At 67.1% G+C, this 19,637-nt stretch carries 17 protein-coding genes and 1 riboswitch; of the genes, 5 read left to right on the forward strand and 12 right to left on the reverse strand.

Annotated features, from left to right (window positions below; translation table 11 throughout):
- Positions 1-8 precede the first annotated feature (8 nt).
- From ACL9RL_RS01785 to ACL9RL_RS01815, 7 genes are all read right to left on the reverse strand, one after another.
- On the reverse strand, positions 9-1,982 hold the full coding sequence (locus ACL9RL_RS01785; protein ID WP_422778494.1) for an ABC transporter ATP-binding protein: 1,974 nt from the start codon (positions 1,980-1,982) through the stop codon (positions 9-11).
- 168 nt (positions 1,983-2,150) lie between these two features.
- On the reverse strand, positions 2,151-3,497 hold the full coding sequence (locus tag ACL9RL_RS01790) for an MFS transporter (RefSeq protein WP_422778495.1): 1,347 nt from the start codon (positions 3,495-3,497) through the stop codon (positions 2,151-2,153).
- A 304-nt stretch (positions 3,498-3,801) separates the two neighbouring features.
- Positions 3,802-4,272, reverse strand: coding sequence for a 6,7-dimethyl-8-ribityllumazine synthase (ribH, locus tag ACL9RL_RS01795; RefSeq protein WP_422778496.1), 471 nt, complete (start codon positions 4,270-4,272; stop codon positions 3,802-3,804).
- A 172-nt stretch (positions 4,273-4,444) separates the two neighbouring features.
- The gene (ribA, locus tag ACL9RL_RS01800; protein ID WP_422778497.1) at positions 4,445-5,731 is read right to left on the reverse strand and encodes a GTP cyclohydrolase II; all 1,287 of its coding nucleotides are present in this window, start codon (positions 5,729-5,731) and stop codon (positions 4,445-4,447) included.
- On the reverse strand, positions 5,728-6,357 hold the full coding sequence (locus tag ACL9RL_RS01805; RefSeq protein ID WP_422778498.1) for a riboflavin synthase: 630 nt from the start codon (positions 6,355-6,357) through the stop codon (positions 5,728-5,730). Before ACL9RL_RS01805 ends, ribA begins: the two co-directional genes overlap by 4 nt.
- Entirely contained in the window at positions 6,357-7,448 is a 1,092-nt protein-coding gene (gene ribD / locus ACL9RL_RS01810; RefSeq protein ID WP_422778499.1) for a bifunctional diaminohydroxyphosphoribosylaminopyrimidine deaminase/5-amino-6-(5-phosphoribosylamino)uracil reductase RibD, read from the reverse strand. The genes ACL9RL_RS01805 and ribD overlap by 1 nt, the downstream gene beginning before the upstream one ends.
- 81 nt (positions 7,449-7,529) lie before the next feature.
- Positions 7,530-7,716, reverse strand: a riboswitch (FMN riboswitch).
- A 41-nt stretch (positions 7,717-7,757) separates the two neighbouring features.
- Positions 7,758-8,771, reverse strand: coding sequence for a sugar-binding transcriptional regulator (locus tag ACL9RL_RS01815; RefSeq protein WP_422778500.1), 1,014 nt, complete (start codon positions 8,769-8,771; stop codon positions 7,758-7,760).
- A gap of 123 nt (positions 8,772-8,894) precedes the next feature.
- Between ACL9RL_RS01815 and ACL9RL_RS01820 the strand changes: the two genes are divergently transcribed.
- From ACL9RL_RS01820 to glpK, 3 genes are all read left to right on the forward strand, one after another.
- Complete coding sequence (locus ACL9RL_RS01820; protein WP_422778501.1) at positions 8,895-10,631, forward strand: glycerol-3-phosphate dehydrogenase/oxidase; 1,737 nt, start codon at positions 8,895-8,897, stop codon at positions 10,629-10,631.
- A 137-nt stretch (positions 10,632-10,768) separates the two neighbouring features.
- On the forward strand, positions 10,769-11,524 hold the full coding sequence (locus ACL9RL_RS01825; RefSeq protein ID WP_422778502.1) for an MIP/aquaporin family protein: 756 nt from the start codon (positions 10,769-10,771) through the stop codon (positions 11,522-11,524).
- A gap of 92 nt (positions 11,525-11,616) precedes the next feature.
- Positions 11,617-13,131: a glycerol kinase GlpK gene (gene glpK, locus ACL9RL_RS01830; protein WP_422778503.1), complete on the forward strand. Its 1,515-nt coding sequence runs from the start codon at positions 11,617-11,619 to the stop codon at positions 13,129-13,131.
- 392 nt (positions 13,132-13,523) lie between these two features.
- On the opposite strand, the gene ACL9RL_RS01835 is transcribed toward glpK, so the two are convergent.
- Both ACL9RL_RS01835 and ACL9RL_RS01840 read right to left on the reverse strand, forming a co-directional pair.
- Complete coding sequence (locus tag ACL9RL_RS01835) at positions 13,524-14,282, reverse strand: HAD family hydrolase (protein ID WP_422778504.1); 759 nt, start codon at positions 14,280-14,282, stop codon at positions 13,524-13,526.
- Between the two features lie 55 nt (positions 14,283-14,337).
- The gene (locus tag ACL9RL_RS01840) at positions 14,338-14,880 is read right to left on the reverse strand and encodes a hypothetical protein (protein WP_422778505.1); all 543 of its coding nucleotides are present in this window, start codon (positions 14,878-14,880) and stop codon (positions 14,338-14,340) included.
- A 106-nt stretch (positions 14,881-14,986) separates the two neighbouring features.
- Between ACL9RL_RS01840 and ACL9RL_RS01845 the strand changes: the two genes are divergently transcribed.
- Both ACL9RL_RS01845 and ACL9RL_RS01850 read left to right on the forward strand, forming a co-directional pair.
- Positions 14,987-15,145, forward strand: a complete 159-nt coding sequence (locus ACL9RL_RS01845; protein WP_422778506.1) for a hypothetical protein — start codon at positions 14,987-14,989, stop codon at positions 15,143-15,145.
- Positions 15,146-15,211: 66 nt separating this feature from the next.
- Entirely contained in the window at positions 15,212-16,084 is an 873-nt protein-coding gene (locus tag ACL9RL_RS01850; protein WP_422778507.1) for a hypothetical protein, read from the forward strand.
- Between the two features lie 264 nt (positions 16,085-16,348).
- Here ACL9RL_RS01850 and trpS read toward each other — a convergent pair whose 3' ends face one another.
- From trpS to ACL9RL_RS01865, 3 genes are all read right to left on the reverse strand, one after another.
- Positions 16,349-17,356, reverse strand: a complete 1,008-nt coding sequence (gene trpS, locus ACL9RL_RS01855; RefSeq protein WP_422778508.1) for a tryptophan--tRNA ligase — start codon at positions 17,354-17,356, stop codon at positions 16,349-16,351.
- Between the two features lie 128 nt (positions 17,357-17,484).
- Complete coding sequence (locus ACL9RL_RS01860; protein ID WP_422778509.1) at positions 17,485-18,330, reverse strand: exodeoxyribonuclease III; 846 nt, start codon at positions 18,328-18,330, stop codon at positions 17,485-17,487.
- Between the two features lie 9 nt (positions 18,331-18,339).
- A complete protein-coding gene (locus ACL9RL_RS01865) occupies positions 18,340-19,578 on the reverse strand; it encodes a YihY/virulence factor BrkB family protein (protein ID WP_422778510.1) in 1,239 nt (412 codons plus the stop codon).
- Positions 19,579-19,637 lie beyond the last annotated feature (59 nt).

Genomic DNA, 19,637 nt, shown 5'->3' on the forward strand with positions numbered 1-19,637 from the left:
ACGAGCAGCTAGACGAGCAGCTGGTGCTTCGCGAGGTTCCGATACAGCGGGGTCGACTCCACGAGCTCGCTATGGGTTCCGACACCGACGACCGCGCCATCCTCGAGCACAACGATCTGATCGCTGTCCACAACGGTCGACAACCGGTGCGCGATGACGATGAGCGTCCGGTCCGCTGACACCGCATCGATCGCTTCGCGCATCATCTGTTCGTTGACACCGTCGAGGCTGGACGTCGACTCGTCGAGCAGCAGGATGGGCGGAGCGGAGAGGAGCGCGCGTGCGATCGCGAGACGCTGACGCTCGCCACCGGACAGCATGATGCCGTCCTCACCGACCGGCGCTGCGAGACCGAGCGGGTTGCGATCGAGCACGGCGCCGAGGTTGACGGCGTGCAGCACCCGCTCGCACTCCTCGTCCGTCGCTTCAGGGCTCGCGAGCAGCAGGTTCTCGCGCAGCGTCCCGGCCAACACCGGAGCGTCCTGCTCGACGTAGCCGATCTGCGCGCGCAGCTCGGTGCGCGGGAGCATCCGGATGTCGACGCCGCCCAAACGGATCGCGCCGGACGTCGGGTCGTAGAACCGCTCGATGAGTCCGAGGATCGTGCTCTTGCCTGCGCCGGACGGGCCGACGAGCGCGGTCCGCTTCCCGCGGGCGGCGCTGAAGGAGATTCCGCGCAGGACGGGGCGTTCGGCAGCCGAGGTCGCGACTGCGGCGGCGACATCGGCCGCCACCTCCGCGAGCGGCTGCGCATCGGCTGAACCTGTGCGGACCGACACCGCAGCAACCTCTGCCCCAGCGCCCACCGCCGACACGATCTGCTCCGCCTCGGCGGCGACGCGCACGGCCACTGCCTCCGACGGGTACCCGAATTCAACCGTGTCGAACTCGATCGCCGGGGCGCTTGCGCTCCGGACACCCGGGTTGGCGACGGTCGCGGCGATCGCGGCGTCCTCATCGCCCTCGATGGGCAGGTCGAGGATCTCCTGGATACGGCCAAGCGCGCCGAGGGCCTGGTTGACGCTCGTGATCGCGCCGAACGCCTGCCCGAGCGGCATGATCATCATGAACAGGAAGAGGATGAACGCGACGAGGTTCGCGATGCTCAGATCCCCAGAGGCGACGCGGAAACCGCCGACGCCGAGCACCACGAGGAACGAGACCTGCATGGCGATGCCCGCGACGGGCACAACGAGCGAGGAGATCTTCGCGATCCTGACGCCGACGTCGTACGCCTCGCCGGCGACCGTGTTGACACTCGCGATCTCGCGATCGGTCGCATTGGACGCGCGGACGGTGCGGATCGAGCTGATCGCACGCTCGACGGCCGCGGCCAACTCGCCGACCTTCGTCTGCTGCTGACGGCTGGCAACGCGGATCCGGCCGCTCAGCCCGACGACGACGACCACCGAGACGATGACCACGAGCAGGGTGAGTCCGAGCAGCACCGGGTCGAGGATCGCCATCGCGATCAGGGCGCCGAGGAAGGTGATGGCGCCACCGATCGCATCGACGAAGCCCTGCGTGAGCACGGCGTAGAGCATCGTCGTGTCGCTGCCGACGCGCGAGACGAGGTCGCCCGTCCGCCTGGTGTCGAACTGGCTGATGGGCAGACGGAAGAGGCGCGCGATGAGCTGGCGACGCGACGAGTAGACGACCCCGGTGCCCGCGCGCTGCAACAGGTAGTGCTGGTAGCCGCTGATGATGCCGGAGACGAGCACCAGCCCGATCAGCAGCCACGCGAGGCTGCCGAGCGATCCGCCGGCCTGCACGGTTCCGATGACCTGGCTGACGATGAGCGGCTGGGCGAGCGAGGCGGCGGCGCCGAGGACGCTGAGCACGATCACGACGATGAGGATGCCGCGGTGCTCGAAGATGTAGGGGAGGAGCTGCCTGAAGCTCGCGCGCGGACCGTCGTCCTTCGTCCGGCTGAACGGGTTGCGTCGTCGGTTGCTGCCAGTCGCCGTGGCTGAGTCGCTCATACTGCTCTTCCTCTTGGTGCCGGCTGCCCGCTGCTGGCCCGGATCACTCCCTCCATCCTCCCTCACCGCGGCCTCCCCAAAATCACTTCGGCCCGCGAGGTGTCGCAAATGGCGGGTCCGGGTACCCGGACACCAGCCATTTGCGACCCCTCGCGGGCCGAAAGCGGGTCAGGCGTCGATGTCGACGTCCTTCGTCTCCTTGGAGACGAGGAGGGCGATGAGAGTCAGGACCGCCATCACCGACAGGTAGATGCCGACCCAGAACGGGCTGCCTCCACCGGCCTGCCACAGGGCGACGGCGATGAACGGGGCGACAGCGGCGCCGAGGATCGAGCTCACGTTGTACGAGATGCCGGACCCGGTGTATCGGACGTTCGTCGGGAACAGTTCTGGCAGGAGCGCACCCATCGGACCGAAGGTCATGCCCATGAGGCTGAACCCGACGATGAGCCAGATCATCACCCCGGCGAACCCTGCGCCGAGCAGCGGCACCCAGACGAGACCGAACACGATGATCGCGAGCGTCACCCAGATGAGCGTGCGGCGGCGTCCGAATCGGTCGGCCCACGGCCCCGACGCGAGCGTGAAGATGCCGAAGAAGACCACACCGGCGATCAGCATCAGCACAAAGGTGTTGTAGCTGTACCCGAGACCTGCGACCGCGCCGTCGACCGGCGCGCGTCCGTAGCTGAGCGAGAACGTCGTCATGAGGTAGAAGAGGACGTAGGTCGCCAGCATAAAGAACGTGCCGAGGATGAGCTGACGCCAGTAGTCGCGGAAGACCGATGCGAGCGGCAGCTTCTGGACGGTGCCCCGCTCCTTGGCCTTGGTGAACGCGGTGCTCTCGACGAGGCGCAGTCGCACCCACAGGCCGACGATGACCATCACGACCGAGAACAGGAACGGGATCCGCCAACCCCACTCGAGGAACGCCTGGGACGGCATCGACGGGTCGTCGCTCGGCAGGATCGCGGCGATGATGAGGAACAGGCCGTTCGCGATGATGAAGCCGATGGGCGCGCCCAACTGCGGGAACGTCCCGTACCACGCACGCTTGCCCTTCGGGGCGTTCTCGGTGGCGACGAGTGCTGCGCCTGACCATTCGCCGCCGAGGGCGAAGCCCTGGCCGATGCGGAGGATCACCAGCAGGAACGGTGCGACCCATCCGACCAGCTGGTAGGTGGGCAGGACGCCGATGAGGAACGTCGCGATGCCCATCGTGAGCAGTGCTCCGACGAGTGTCGCCTTGCGTCCGCGTTTGTCGCCGAGGTGGCCGAAGATGACCGCGCCGATCGGACGGGCGACCATGGCGGCGCCGAACACGGCGAACGAGGAGAGCAGCGATGCGGTCGGGTCGTCGCTCGGGAAGAAGAGGTGCGGGAAAACAAGAACCGCAGCTGTTGCGTAGACGTAGAAGTCGTAGAACTCGATCGTGGTGCCGATGAGGCTCGCGAGGACGACGCGCGATCGTGGATTGACTGGTGCTGTTGCGACCGGTGTTGCCGAGGAGGACATGTGATGCGTTTTCTGTTCTGGAGGCGATGGGGCCGTGGTGGGCGCCGGTCGCGCTCCCGCCGACGACTGCGTTGCTATCGGATCCGCTTGTGGCGGTCCTGACACCCTACGCCCGCTTCGAATCCGCCGCGAATCCGCCCCTGGTCAGCCTCTGGTCATCCCGAACCGTCGCCTCCAGAATTCAGGAACATTTCCACGATTCAGGACGATTCAGGCCGAAACCGGCGCGAATCGTCCTGAATTCAGTGGATGTTCCTGAATTCTGCTCACCCGTGGACGGGGTTTTGCGATCCGGGAGTTGGGATCAGGCGCGCAGCTCGCGCAGCAGGACGGCGGTGGCGACAGCCGCGTCGGCTGCCTCGGCGCCCTTGTCCTCCTTGGAGCCGGGGAGGCCCGCGCGGTCGATGCCCTGTCCCTCGTCATCGAGCGTCAGCACGCCGAAACCGACGGGCTTGCCCGTCTGGATGCTGACGTTCGTCAGACCGCTGGTCGCGGCATCGGACACGTACTCGAAGTGGGGGGTCCCGCCGCGGATGATGACGCCGAGCGCGACGACCGCATCGGCCCCGGCCTCGAGCGCCGCCTTGGCTGCGACGGGCAGTTCGAAGCTGCCTGGCACACGGACGAGGCGGTGCGATGCGCCGGAGGCGTCGAGCGCGCGCTGGGCGCCGGCGATGAGACCGTTTGTGATCGTCTCGTGCCAGGTGCCGGCGATGACGACGATGTCGAGGCCGGTGCCGTCGACGCTGATGGTGGGGGATCCTTCGCCACTCATGTGGACTCCTTCGGTTGGTGCGGTGGTCGGTGCGGGGTGTTCACAACTCAGGAGCGATGCGGCGTGTCGGCCGCTTCACCCGGCGCGTCGCGGGCGACGCGCCGGGTGGCTCCTGAATTGCGAACGGAACTGCATGAACTGGACGGTGAGGGTGCGCAGTGCGGCGCAGCCGCTACTGGTGCGCGCCCGGCTGCTCCGGCTCGAGGTCGAGGCCGATGCTGTGGCCCATGCGGTCGCGCTTGGTGGAGAGGTAGCCCTCGTTGAACAGGCCGACGCCGACGACGAGCGGCACGCGCTCGGTCACGGCGACGCCGCGCTTGGTGAGCTGACGCTCCTTCTCCGGGTTGTTGGTGAGGAGACGGACCGAGGTGATCCCGAGGTCGGCGAGGATGGCGCTCGCCGCCGTGTAGTCGCGGGCGTCGGCCGGAAGACCGAGCGCGATGTTCGCATCGAGTGTGTCGAGTCCGTCCTCCTGCAGGCGGTACGCGCGCAGCTTGTTGATGAGGCCGATGCCGCGTCCCTCGTGCCCGCGCAGGTAGATGACGACGCCGCCGTGACGCTGGATCGTGTCGAGCGCAGCATCGAGCTGCGGTCCGCACTCGCACTTGAGCGAGCCGAACGCCTCACCGGTCAGGCACTCCGAGTGCACCCGCACGAGCGCGCCTTCCGCCGCCGGGTTGCCGGAGATGATGGCGACGTGGTCCGCCCCGGTGCGACGGTCGCGGTATGCGCGCAGCCGGAACGTGCCGTGTGTGGTCGGCACGTTCGTCTCGACCTCGAACGTCACGGTCGACGACTCGGGGATGACGGCTTTCTCGCCCTGCTGCTTCGTGCAGATGGACGCGGCGTCCGGGTTCGCTTCGAGGAAGGCGACGAGCGCTGCGACGGTCGTGACGAGCACGCCCTCTCGCTCGCCGAGCTCGATGAGCCCGGGGAGGCGCATCATCTCGCCGTCCTCCGCAACGATCTCGGAGATCCCTGCAACGGGCACGAGGCCGGCGAGCTTCATGAGGTCGACGGCCGCTTCCGTGTGTCCTTCGCGTTCGCGGACGCCGCCTTCGACGGCGCGCAGCGGCATGATGTGGCCAGGACGGCTGAGCGATCCGGGGGTCGAAGCCGGGTTCGCGAGCACCCGGAGGGTGTGGGCGCGGTCCGCTGCGCTGATGCCGGTGCTCAGTCGGTCGGCGGCATCGACGCTCACCGTGTAGGCGGTGCCTCGTGGGTCTTCGTTCACCTCGACCATGGGAGGGAGGAGGAGGCGGTCGGCGATCTCGTTCGTCATCGGGGCGCAGATGAATCCGGAGGAGTGCCGGACGGTCCACGCCAGCCACTCCTGGGTCGCGGTCTCTGCGGCGAGGATGACGTCGCCTTCGTTCTCGCGTCCTTCATCGTCGGCGACGATGACGGGGCGGCCGGCGCGCAGGGCGTCGAGGACTTCTGGAATGCTGGCGATGCTCATGCGTTGCTCCGTTCGGCTGTGCCGGTGAACGCGAGCAGTCGCTCGACGTGCCTGGCCAGGATGTCGGTTTCCAGGTTGACCCGGTTGCCGATGGTGCGGGATCCGAGGGTGGTCGCCTCGAGGGTTTCGGGGATGAGGGACACTTCGAACCACTGGTCCGGTGCGTCCGCCGTGCTGACGTCGCTGACGGTGAGGGACACACCGTCGACGGTGATCGATCCCTTGTCGGTGACGAGGGGGGCGAGCGACGCCGGCAGCGAGATGCGCACGATGCGCCACGCCTCGCCCGGGGTCACGGCGAGGACTTCACCGGTGCCGTCGATGTGGCCCTGGACGATGTGCCCGCCGAGCCGGTCGCCGAGCTGGGCGGCACGTTCGAGGTTGACGCGGCTGCCGACGGCGAGGTCGTCGAGCGCGCTCATCGTGAGCGTCTGCGCCATGACGTCGGCGGTGAAGGTGTCCTCGGTCTGTCCGACGACGGTCAGGCAGACGCCGCTCACGGAGATCGAGTCGCCGTGTTTCGTGCCGGTGAGGGCGAGCGGTCCGCGGACGGTGAGTCGTGCCGACGCCTCTGAGCGGTCGATGGCGACGATCGTGCCGAGTTCTTCGATGATTCCGGTGAACATCAGTGCTGTCCGTTCTTCGTGGTGACGGGGTTCTCGTTGCTGGCGGTGTTCTGGTCGGTGGTGGGGCGCTCCGGCGTCGCGATGACGAGCAGGTCGTCGCCGAGCTGCTCGACGGCCGTTGTTCGGAGCCGGATGGCGTCCCCGATGCCCGGCACGCCGACATCGCCGATCGCGAGGCGGGAGCCGCCGAGGATCACCGGCGCGAGGTAGACGAGGAGCGTGTCCGCGAGGCCGTCGCGGATGAACGCGCTCGCGACGGTGGGACCGCCCTCGACGAAGACACTCCGGATGCCGCTGCGCAGGAGCTCCGCCAGGAGCGCCTGCAGGTCGTGGCCGCGGTGCACGATGGCTTCCCGCGGGTGCCGCAGCACGGCCGCGTCCGTCGGGATGTCGCGGTCGCCGACGATGACGGGGACGGGCTGGTGGGCGAGGAGCCGGCCGTCGGCATCACGCGCCGTGAGTGACGGGTCGTCAGCCAGAACGGTTCCGGTGCCGACGAGGATCGCGTCGTGCCCGGCGCGTCGGCGGTGCACGTCTGCGCGCGCCGCGGCCCCCGTGATCCACTGGCTGGTGCCGTCGTCCGCCGCGGCGCGTCCGTCGAGCGAGGACGCCCATTTGACCGTCACGACCGCGCGGCCGAGGCGGGCGGAGGTGAGCCAGTCGCCGAGGAAGGCTTCGGCCTCGTCGCGGAGGACGCCGGGGATCACGTCGATACCGGCCTCCCGGAGGCGGGTCGCCCCGCCGCTCGACGCGACGCCCGGATCATCGACCGCGTAGACGACGCGCGCGACGCCGGCTTCGATGAGTGCGACGGCGCACGGCCCGGTCCGGCCCGTGTGATTGCAGGGTTCGAGGGTCACAACGGCCGTCGCGCCCCGTGCCGCGCCTGGCGCGAGCTTCGAGAGCGCATCGACCTCCGCATGGGCCGTTCCGGCCCCGCGATGCCACCCCTCGGCGATGACCGTGCCATCGGCATCGAGGATGACGCACCCGACCTGCGGGTTCACGCCTCTCGCCGGCCCGTTCGCTGCGAGCCGCAGTGCGTCGCGCACCGTCTGCTCGTACGCGGTGCCGCTGGATCCTGCTGTCATGTTCCCCGTCGTCTCGGTCGTTCAGACTCGGTCTCCGGGGATGCGAACGCGCGGTTCGCAGGCGTCACCGGATGGCGACACCCGTGCTTCCTTCCATCCGGACTCGAACGCCGCCTGCTGCTGCCCGCATCGTCGATGCGGTTCACTGCAGACCCGTTCATAACCGTCGGTCCTGGAATTCCACCAGATCAACCGCACACGGCTTTCGCTGTGTGCGGGTCGCGGACTGTCACCGCCGGTTCGGACTCTCACCGACCCCGGAGCACGTTTCTTGCTGTCGATTCTAGGTCAACGATGCTTTCGCGGCATCTATTCCGCGTTCTGTGACGACTTGTGTGACGTTCGTGAGCGGTGCGCGTCGAGGGTCGCACGGGCCGCACCCTCGTCGACGACGAGGTCGGAGATGAGCCCGCCGGCGAGGGCGCCGAGGAGGCTCGGGACCTTCGCGGACCCGGACACGACGCACACGCGCCTCGGCACGTTGCGGAGGACGTCGAGGTCGGGGCCGGAAGCACGGTCGTTGAAGGGGATGTCCCGCCAGGTGCCGTCAGCCCGGAAGAAGACGGTCGCGACGTCGCCGACGGCTCCGGCGCTCGCGAGGGCGGCGAAGTCCGCATCGTCCAGGTATCCGCCGACGTACACGTGGCTCGGGACGCCGGAGAACTGGGAGCCGAGCCCGAACAGTGCGACGTCCATCCGATTCTGGATCTCCAGCACACGACGGATGCTGCGCTCACGCCACAGCGCGAGTTTCGTCGCAGGGTCGTCGAAGAACGCCGGCACGGCGAACTGCTGCGCGTAGGCGCCGTACGCGTCCGCGTACCGCTGCAGGATCTCGCTCGCGTAGAGGATTCCGGTGGTGCGGGTGTTGGCTGCGCCGTTCAACTGCACGATCTGCGAGTTGTGCGTCCGCTTGGGTGTGAGGTGCCTCGCGACGGCGCTCACGGTGGAGCCCCACGCGACGCCGAGCGTCATGTTCGAGTCGAAGACGGAGCCGAGAAAACGTGCAGCTGACAGTGCGACCCGTTCGAGGCGGTCGATGTCGCTCGTGTGGTCCGGGACGGGCACGATGTGCGCGCTCACGCCGAAGCGATCCCGGAACTCGGCTTCGAGACGGGACGGCATGTCGTGCGGCGACCGCACCTGGATGTCGACGAGCCCGCTCTCCCTGGCGTATCCGAGCAGTCTGGACACCGAGGAGCGTGACGTGTGCAGCTCCTGCGCGATGGCCTCCATCGTGAGGTCCTGCACGTAATAGAGCTGCGCGGCGCGCAACGCCTCAGCCGTTTTGTCCGGTTGCCTGAGCGGGTCTGGCAGTGTCATCGGTCATTCCTTGCACGTTTGTTCAGGTGGGTTGCTCATTGTTGTGAACATGTCGACACTGTATTGAGTCACATCCATCCGCACGACGCAACACCCGCGCCGCCGAGAAGCGAGGCAGTCACCATGTCGCAGTCGACATCAGGTTCCCGTCAGTCAGTCCAGACCATCACCGACCGTCCGAGCGCGTCCGTGCTCGTCATCGGTGGCGGCATCAACGGCATCGCCACGTTCCGCGATCTCGCATTGCAGGGCGTCGACGTTGTGCTCGTCGAGCGCAACGACTGGTGCTCAGGCGCCTCCTCGGCGTCGAGCCACATGATCCACGGCGGCATCCGCTACCTCGAGAACGGCGAATTCCGCCTCGTGCAGGAATCCGTGCAGGAGCGCAACGGCCTCATCAAGATCGCCCCGCACTACGTCAAGCCGCTCGAGACGACCGTGCCGATCTTCTCCACCTTCTCCGGCATCCTGTCGGCCCCGCTCCGCTTCCTCACGCACAAGCAGGGCAAGCCGAAGGAGCGCGGCGCCCTCCTCATCAAGGTCGGCCTCACCGCCTACGACTCGTTCTCCCGCGACGGAGGCAGTGTCCCGCGCCACCGCTTCCACGGCAAGCGCAAGTCGCTCGAAGACCTGCCGCAGATGAACCAGGACCTCAAGTACACGGCCACGTACTACGACGCGTCGATGCACGACCCGGAGCGCCTCGCGCTCGACGTGCTGATGGACGGCCTCGCAGCCGGCGACAACGCCCGCGCGGCCAACTACGTCGAGGCCGTCGGCATGGGCCCTGACGGCGTGACCCTCCGCGACACCGTCACAGGGGAGACGTTCACCGTCGCGAGTGACGTCGTCGTCAACACCTCGGGTCCGTGGACCGACCTCACGAACGGCGCCTTCGGCGAGCCGACCAGCTACATGGGTGGCACGAAGGGCTCGCACATCGTCCTCGACAACCCGGAGCTGCTCGCAGCGACGAAGGGTCGCGAGATCTTCTTCGAGCACAACGACGGCCGCATCGTCCTGATCTACCCGCTCAAGGGCAAGGTCATGGTCGGCACGACCGACATCAACGCGGACCCGTCGCAGCCGAGCCTGTGCACGGAGGAGGAGGTCGACTACTTCTTCGACCTCGTCCGTCACGTGTTCCCGAAGATCACCGTGGACCGCGAGCAGATCGTCTACCGCTTCGCCGGCATCCGTCCGCTGCCCAAGCACGACGACGAGGCCCCCGGCTTCGTGTCCCGCGACTACCGCATCGAGCAGCGCGCCGCCGCCGCACGCCCCGCGACGACCGTCTTCAGCCTCGTCGGCGGCAAATGGACCACCTTCCGCGCCCTCGCGGAGCACATGAGCACCGAGGTCCTGCAGGTCCTCGGCAAGCCGCGCCCCGTCGCAACGGCCGGACTCGCGATCGGCGGAGGCAAGGGCTTCCCCCGCACCGACTCCGCCCTGCGCACCTGGGTCGCCGGGCACGAGGACGGCCTCGGCCGCGAGCGCGCCGAGCAGCTGCTGAACCGCTACGGCACCAACGCCGCCGGCTTCCTCGAGTACCTCGCCGAGCACGGCGACGACCGCTTCGCAGGCGCGCCGGGCTACAGCGTGCAGGAGATCGAGTACCTCACGCAGGGTGAGCAGGTCGTGCACCTCGCAGACGTCCTGCACCGCCGCACGAGCCTCGCGTTCACCGGGTCCCTGTCCGCAGCACTCGTCGACGACATCGCCGACGTGCTGGCCCGGGTGCTCGGATGGTCCGCCGAGGAGCGCGCCGCGGAGATCGCGTCCGCCCTCGACGCGCTGGCGACGCTGCACCAGGTCGATCTGCGCGACAACAGTCGGACGAAGGCCACGAAAACCGCATAATGCACGAATGTGCACGCGCGCCTCTTGTCCCGTGCAAGCAAGGCTGGTTACCTTACAGCTAACTGGTACGTGAAACCCTCTCTCCGGGCGGCAGCGCTTGCCACTCTGAGCACGATCCAAGAAAGGTCAAAGAAGACATGAACCTCGGAATCATCTTCCTCTCCGAGGTCGTCGGCACGGCGATGCTGGTCCTCCTCGGAACCGGTGTCGTCGCAACGGCGATCCTCACGAAGTCGAAAGGTCTCGGCGGCGGTTGGCTCCTCATCAACTTCGGTTGGGGTCTTGCCGTCTTCGCCGGTGTCACCGTCTCGTACGCATCTGGCGCACACCTGAACCCTGCCGTCACCATCGGTCTCCTGACCGTCGGCAAGATCACCATCACGCAAGCCCTCGTCTACTGGGCCGCGCAGCTGGTCGGTGCGTTCATCGGTGCCATCATCACCTGGTTCGCGTTCAAGCAGCACTTCGACCTCGAAGAAGACCCGGGCAAGAAGCTCGGCGTGTTCTCGACCGGCCCCGAGATCCGCAGCTACGGCTGGAACCTCGTGACGGAGATCATCGGCACCTTCGTGCTGGTGTTCGTGGTGCTGTCGTTCGGCAAGACCGGTGCAGGCGTCGAAACGACGACGACCGTCCCCGCCGGACTCGCTGCGCTCGGCGCCCTGCCGGTCGCGCTCCTCGTTGTCGGAATCGGTGCCTCCCTCGGTGGCCCGACCGGTTACGCGATCAACCCTGCACGTGACCTCGGTCCGCGCATCGCGCACGCCCTCCTGCCCATCAAGGGCAAGGGATCGAGCGACTGGTCGTACGCATGGGTGCCGATCGTCGGTCCACTCATCGGTGGTGTCCTCGGCGGTCTCGCATCGCTCGTCCTGCTGCCTGCCATCTCGTAAACCGACGCTGCAGCGGAGCAGAACCGCTCCGCTGCAGCACCCCGGGGTGACGGCCCCCCATCGCCCCACATCGCAACGAAGGAGTATTTCCAATGGCGGACTACGTCATCGCTATCGACCAGGGAACGACCAGCTCCCGGGCCATCGTCTTCGACAAGAGCGGCTCGATCATCTCGACCGGCCAGCTCGAGCACGAACAGATCTTCCCGAAGGCCGGGTGGGTCGAACACAACCCGAACCAGATCTGGAACAACACCCGTGAGGTGATCGGTCAGGCCCTCGGCAAGGCGAACATCACCCGTCACAACATCGCCGCCATCGGCATCACGAACCAGCGTGAGACCGCTGTCGTCTGGGACAAGACCACCGGTCAGCCCGTCTACAACGCGATCGTCTGGCAGGACACCCGCACCCAGGACATCGTCAACCGCCTCGCAGAGGACGGCGGCGTCGAGCGCTTCAAGAAGAAGGTCGGGCTCCCGCTCGCCACCTACTTCTCCGGTACGAAGATCGTCTGGATCCTCGAGAACGTCCCCGGAGCCCGCGAGAAGGCCGAAGCCGGAGACCTGCTCTTCGGCACGACCGACAGCTGGGTCCTCTGGAACCTGACCGGCGGCGTCAACGGCGGTGTGCACGTCACCGATGTGACCAACGCCTCCCGCACGCTGTTCATGGACCTGGAGACGCTGCAGTGGGACGACGAGATCCTCGAGATCTTCGGTGTCCCGAAGTCGATGCTCCCCGAGATCAAGAGCTCCTCCGAGGTCTACGGCCACGCATCCGACGACAGCCTCCTCCGTGAGACGCCCATCGCGGGCATCCTCGGCGACCAGCAGGCCGCGACCTTCGGTCAGGCTGCGTTCCAGCAGGGCGAGGCGAAGAACACCTACGGCACCGGTAACTTCATCATCTTCAACACGGGTGAAGAGATCGTGCACTCGGAGAACGGCCTCCTCACGACGCTCGGCTACAAGCTGGGCGACGCGAAGCCGCACTACGCGCTCGAGGGTTCCATCGCCGTCACGGGTTCGCTCGTGCAGTGGCTGCGTGACAACCTGGGTCTGTTCTCGTCCGCTCCGGAGGTCGAGGCCTTGGCTGCAACGGTCGAGGACAACGGTGGCGCGTACTTCGTGCCCGCGTTCTCCGGTCTGTTCGCTCCGTACTGGCGTCCGGACGCCCGTGGCGCCCTCGTCGGCCTCACGCGCTACGTCAACAAGGGCCACATCGCCCGCGCCGCACTCGAGTCGACCGCGTACCAGACGGCCGAGGTCATCGACGCCGTCAACGCCGACTCCGGTGTGCCGCTCACGGAACTGAAGGTCGACGGCGGCATGACCGCCAACGACACGCTCATGCAGTTCCAGGCCGACATCCTCGGCGTCCCGGTCATCCGACCGGTCGTCGCGGAGACGACCGCCCTCGGTGCCGCGTACGCAGCCGGTCTCGCCGTCGGATTCTGGTCCGACCTCGACGACCTCGCGAAGAACTGGCAGGAGGACAAGCGTTGGGAGCCGTCCATGGACAAGGACCAGCGCGACCGCCTCTACCGCAACTGGAAGAAGGCCGTCACGAAGACCTTCGACTGGGTTGACGACGACGTCGAGTAGTAGCTGCGGTGCTGGGTGCTGACTCCGGTCGCCGAGCTCGTCGCCGGTCACTGAGCTTGTCGAAGTGACAGCACCAGCATCCACAAAGAACGACCCGTCCTCCTCCGGGAGGGCGGGTCGTTCTGTAGTCCGCCCCTGTATTCCGCCCCCGCCGTCCGGCTTCGCGCTCCCTTGCGCTCCCGCTCGCTGCCTCTCCGCTGCTCACCCCCCATTGCGCCCCCATCGCACCCGCCCTGCCCTTCCGCACATTCATCGAGCACAACTCCTTCAATTCGCACGGTCCAGAATCGAGATCCGCGGATTGTCGGGGATCTCGATCGGCCGACGTGCAAATCGAAGGAGTTATGCTCGATCGGTTGTGGCGAGGCGACTGCCGTCGCAACGGTTCCGAGTCAGCCGAGGACCGATGGGAGCTCGTCCAGCGACGCGATGATGCGGACGCCGGCATCGCGGGCCAGCGCGAACGGGTCCACGGCGTCCCCGTCACCGTGCCCGATCGCTCCGGGAGGGACATCGTCGCCGTTCCGGTTCAACCAGATCCCGGTGAGGCCGGCCCGGGCGGCGCCGATGGCGTCGGTCAGCAGCCGGTCGCCCACGTATGCGGCTTCAGCCGGCGCGATGCCGTAGAGCCGACAGGCGTGGTGGAAGATCTCGGCGTCGGGCTTCGTGATGCCGATGGCTCCCGAGGCGACCACATGCTCGAAACGTTCGCCGAGCAGCAGCCTGGCGATCTTGACGCTCTGGAAGTCGGGGTCGCCGTTCGTGATGACGCCCGTGCGGAATCCGGCGGCTTCGAGGCGATCGAGGCAGGGGAGCGCATCGGGGAAGAGCGTCCAGCTGTCCCGGTACCGTTCGAAGTACACGTCGAACCATTCGTCGGCTTCCACATCGTCGAGGGTGACTCCGTACGCCTCCGCGAAGTCGATGGCTCGCGCCCGTCGCTGCCCGGCGAAGTCGAGTTCGCCGCTCAGATACCGGTGGTAGTGACGTTCCTCCAACGCGTGCCAGTAGGCCTGTATCTTCTCGGAGCGGAAGCCGATGTACGGCTCACCGAGCGCCTCCACGTGTTGGACGATGCCCGTGGCGACCGCGCCGCGGTGGTCCAGCAGGGTGTCATCGAGGTCGAACAGGACGAGGGATGCAGAAGTCACCCTCCCATCGTCGCAGACGGTGGAGCCCACAGATCCCGTCGAGCAAGCCCTGCGGCTACGGGGCGAGCAGCGGGACGTCGACGCGTTCGGTATCGGTGCAGCTCGGATCGTTGCCCGGCCGATCGAACACGAACTTCATCGAGTTCTGGGCGTAGTTCTGCCATCTGCCGGACAGTCGGCCGGTCTTCACCATGTGGTAGTTGTGCCACGCGCCGTCCTGCTTCATCGCGTCGTCGGACTCGACCCAGCGCCACTCTTCGGCATGGCCGTCGGAGTATGTGTCGAATTTCATCTTGATGTTCGCCTTGTTCCGATCAGTCCCGCCGCGTTTGGTGATGCGGTAGCTGTCCAGGTGGAGTTCGTAGGTGATGGGGGTGAAAGTCCCGCTTCCCGCGTAGTACGCGATCCATCGGCCTGTCGCCTCGCCGGTGAAGTCGGAGACGGAGCAGCTGAAGGTGATCGGACCAGTGGTGCTTCGCAGCGTTGCTTGGGTTTCTGTCGATGGCGTGGCGGGCGACGGCGATGACGATGCAAGGCTCGCGAGGACAGCGGCTGACATGGCGATGGTGCGCAGGCGGGTGCTCGGACGACGGAACATGGGACCTCCACGGCGGTGTGCAACGGTTCGCCCTCGGCGGTGAGGGCTCGGTAAAGAACGCTAATGATGGCGAGGTGATGAACGTGTAAGGACCAGTCCCACCGTCGTGGATCCCGACATCGCGCTTCTCCACATCGCGCACAACTCCTTCGATGCGCATCGGGCCGATCTCGTGATCCGCTTCTTTCCGGGGTTTGTCGTCGAGCCGACGCGCGAATTGAAAGAGTTATGCGCGGAGGAGGGTTCCTCCACAGGGCGGAGCTGAGCGGAGGTTGTCCACATATTGGGGAAGCGCTCGTCGTCGGCCCGCTGCTGTCCGCAGGATGGTGCGATGCGAAGAATCGATGACAGGAGCATCCGGATCCTCTCGCGAGCGACGCTGCTCAGGCGAGGGATGACGGGGTACGGCATCACACGGGCGGTCCGCTCCGGGCGGCTGTTCCGAATCCGCCGCGACCATTACACGGAGATCGAACCACCGGAGGACATCAGGGCGGCGATCAGGGTGGGCGGTCGAGTCGGCTGTGTCTCGGCGCTGCAGGCCCTCGGCGTCTTCGTGATGCACGGCCTGTCGACCGAGCACATCCACATCGAGCCGCTCAGCTCGCGGTTGCGCGGTGCAGCCCAGTCCGATCGACGACTCTGCGACAGCGACCGGACGGGGATCGAACTGCACTGGGCACCGCTCCTCGATGCCTGCTCGGCGTCGGCGCACACCGTCTCCGTCATCGATGCGCTGGTGCAGGCCGCCGTGTGTCAGCCGGCGCGCATGGCGGTCGCCACCCTCGACAGCGCACTGTTCCTGGAACTCGTGGACTGGGCGGACATCGATCGCATATTCGCCGTCCTGCCGGCGAAACGACAGGTGTTGAAGCGTCTGCTGAACGGTCGATGCGAGTCCGGGGCCGAGACGTTGCTCGCACTGATCCTGAGGCAGCTGGGCTACCGGTTCGAGGTGCAGCGGTCGTTCGCCGGAATCGGCAGGGTCGATTTCCTGGTCGAAGGATGCCTCGTCATCGAAGTCGACAGCCGGTCATATCACGAGGGCTGGGCCAACGCCGTGAACGACCGCACTCGCGACCTCAAGTTCGGGGCGCTCGGCCTCCCGACGTTGCGTCCGCTGTATCAGCACATCGTGTTCGAACAGCAACTGGTCCGCGATGCCATCCGCGGCATCGTCGAACCGGTGCTTGCCGCGCGATAGCCATCGGCGTCCGGTTGCACCGGTCTCCCCGGTTGGTCCGGCACCGCCGGCCGTCGCGTCCCCTCCGATTGGTCCGGCACCGCCGGCCGTCCCGGCACCTCCGGCTGTCCCGTCCCGTCCGAGCCCGGCGGTCTCTGTCGCTCACGGCGACGAGCCATCGAGCACAACTCCTTCGATCTGAACGCCGGATTTCGCAGAACCCCGGAAAACCAGGGCTGCCGATTCTGCGACGGACGAATCGAAGGAGTTATGCGCGAGAAAGCCTCAGCTGCGACGCAGCAGGCCGATGTTGTCGTAGACCGTCGCGAGAGTTGCCTCTGCGACCTCGGATGCCCGCGCGGCGTTGACGGCCAGCAGCCGGTCGAGCTCTGCCGGGTCGTCGAGGAGTTCGAGCGCTCGAGCACGGATCGGCTCGACGGTGCCGACGACGACCTCCGCGAGCCCCTTCTTGAGATCGCCGTAGCCACGACCCTCGTAGGACGCCACCACGGAATCGATCGACTCGCCGCTCAGCGCGGAGTAGATGCTCAACAGGTTCGACACACCCGGCTTCTCCTGGGTGTCGTACGCCACAACACCGTCGGTGTCCGTCACGGCCCGCATGATCTTCTTCTGCGTGACCTTCGGGTCGTCCAGCAACCAGATGATCCCGGCGGGAGTCTCCGCCGACTTCGACATCTTCGACGTCGGGTTCTGCAGATCGTAGATCCGAGCCGTCTCCTTCTGGATCTGCGCCTTCGGGATCGTGAACGTCCGACCGAAGCGGGAGTTGAAGCGCTCCGCGAGATCACGGGTCAACTCGACGTGCTGCCGCTGATCGTCACCGACCGGCACGACCTCCGACTGGAACAGCAGGATGTCGGCTGCCATGAGGACGGGGTACGCGAACAGGCCGACCGATGCCGCATCACGGCCGTTCTTGGCCGACTTGTCCTTGAACTGCGTCATCCGGCTTGCCTCGCCGAAGCCCGTGATCGTGTTGAGGATCCAGGCGAGCTGGGCGTGCGCCGGCACGTGCGACTGCACATACAGCGTCGATGCGGACGGATCGATGCCCGCAGCGATGTACTGCGCGGCGGTGCGGCGGGTCTTCTCCCGCAGCTCTGCCGGGTCCTGCGGAACGGTGATGGCGTGGAGGTCGACGACGCTGAAGAACGCGTCGTGCTCCTGCTGCATCTGCTTCCACTGCAGGATGGCTCCGACGTAGTTGCCGAGGTGGAGCGACTCGGCGGAGGGCTGCATGCCCGAGTAGAGGCGGGGCTTGGTGGTCATGATGGTCTCGCAAACGTGTGGGATGGCGCGGGTCGCCTGGCCGGGAGGATACGGCCGCCGTGGGGCTACAGCTGAGGTGAGGGCTCAGATCTGATCGGTGCGGTCGGGGAGGATCGCAGCTGAGGTGCTCAGATGGTGTAGTCGACGACGACGGGAGCGTGGTCGGACCATCGCTCGGCGTAGGACGCTGCACGGTCGATGGTGTAGTTGCTCGCCTTGGCCGCCAGCTCGGGGGTGGCGAGGTGGTAGTCGATGCGCCAACCGGTGTCGTTGTCGAACGCCTGGCCGCGCTGCGACCACCAGGTGTACGGTCCTTCGACCTCGCCGGCTGCGACGCGGCCGATGTCGACCCAGCCGAGGCCGGGTCCCTGCACGCCGTCGACACCCGTGACGGTATCGCCCGCCGTGCCGAGGATGCGGTCGAAGTACGAACGCTCCTGCGGGAGGAAGCCGGCACGCTTGACGTTGCCCTTCCAGTTCTTGATGTCCAGCTCGCGGTGGCCCACGTTGAGGTCGCCGACGATGAGGGACAGCGGGTTGTGCGCCTGCAGCTGCGGGATGCGCTCGACGAACGCCTCGAGGAACTTGTACTTCTCGACCTGCTTGGGGGTGTCGGCCTCACCGGAGTTCACGTAGGTGCTGACGACCGTGACGAGGGTGCCGTCGATGTCGTAGTCGGCTTCCAACCAGCGGCCGGCGCTGTCAAAGTCGTCTGCGCCGAAGGAGACGCGGTGGATCGAGGCCGACCGGCGGCTGGCGAGCGCCACGCCAGCGCGACCCTTTGCCGTCGCCTCGTCGTGCAGGATGTTCCACTCCGGACCGAGGAGTCCCTCGATGTCGTCGGTGGACGCGCGGACCTCCTGGATGGCGAGGATGTCGACCCCGCGCGGGGCGAGCCAGTCGCCCATGCCCTTCCGGTACGCGGCACGGATCCCGTTGACGTTGACACTGGCGATGCGGAGCGGCGTTGACATGGATCCAGCTTAGTCGCGCACTCCGACACGCTCGGCTTCAGCCTCGGCATCCCGGAGTCGGCGTTTCGCGGTCCATTTCGTGGGCCAGGTCGCGGCGGCGGCTTCCGCCCGGGCCTCGCGCAGTCTGGCGAGGGCGAGGACCCGTTCCGCCTCTCGTTCGCGTGCGCGTTCCTCGGCCGGCGTCAGCTGGTGGACGCTGATGCCCTTGTCCCGCAGTCCGACGGCGATCCAGCTGGCGGACATCAGGATGACGCGACTCACGAGGTTGAACCACAGCAGGAGGCCGATGAACACGGCGAACGTCGCGAGCAGCGGATTGCGGGACGCCCCGGCGATGACCGCGCTGCTCACGATGCTGAGGACGGAGAGCGCGATGCTGCCGAGCAAGGCGCCGAAGGCGAGGTCCCGCCAGGGGATCTTGATGCGGCTGAGCACGCGGTACATGCCGCCGAGCGTGACGAAGTTGATGAGGACGGCACCGAGGAGGCCGACGGCGCCGGCACCGAACGTGAACCAGAAGGACCCGCTCAATCCCAGCACCCCGAGCAGCCAGGTCAGCGCCTGGGTGCTGAAGGCGGACAGCGAAGCCGATGCGAACAGCAGCACGCCGAATGCGAGCGCAAGCAGGAAGTCGACGAGCTTCAGCATCAGGAAGCTGGCCTTCGCCTTCGGCAGTTCGAACACCGCGCGGACCGCCTGGCGCGTGTAGTACAGCCATCCGATCGCCGTCCAGATAAGACCGACGGCTGCGATGGCGCCCGTCCAGCCGAAGATGTTCACGTTCGTGAGCGCCTCAGGACTGATGATCCCGTCCTCACCGATCAGCCCGGGCACGGCGCGGTTGATGATGTCCACGAGGGCGTCAAAGAGGTCGGGGTTGCTCGTCAGCCAGATGCCGGCCACGGCGAATCCGACATAGACTGCCGCGAACACGGCGAACACCGACTGGAAGCTGATGCCGGCGGCGAGCAGGTTGCCGTCCGCGCCCAGGTACTGCTTGAGCACCCGGTACGGCTTCAGTTTCAGCACCCACTCCGTGACGCGCTCCACGAAGGTGAGCTGCGTGTCGAGGCGTTTGACGATCGAGTTGTCGCTCTCGCGCAGGGTCGTGAAGATGGCGGGCATCTCCACGTCCGGCCCGGCGTCCTGTGCGGGTTTCGCGGGTGCGGCCGTGGTCGCTCTGGTGTGGTGATCCGACGCCGTTCGACGGCTCGCCGAATCCCGTTCCATGTCCCGTCCGCTCGCCACGCGACCAGCCTACAAGTGCGGGGTTGTCGCGCGTGGCGGTGCACGGTTCGTCGACCGTC

The sequence above is a fragment of the Plantibacter sp. Mn2098 genome (genome assembly GCF_049319745.1).
Taxonomy (GTDB): Bacteria; Actinomycetota; Actinomycetes; order Actinomycetales; family Microbacteriaceae; genus Plantibacter.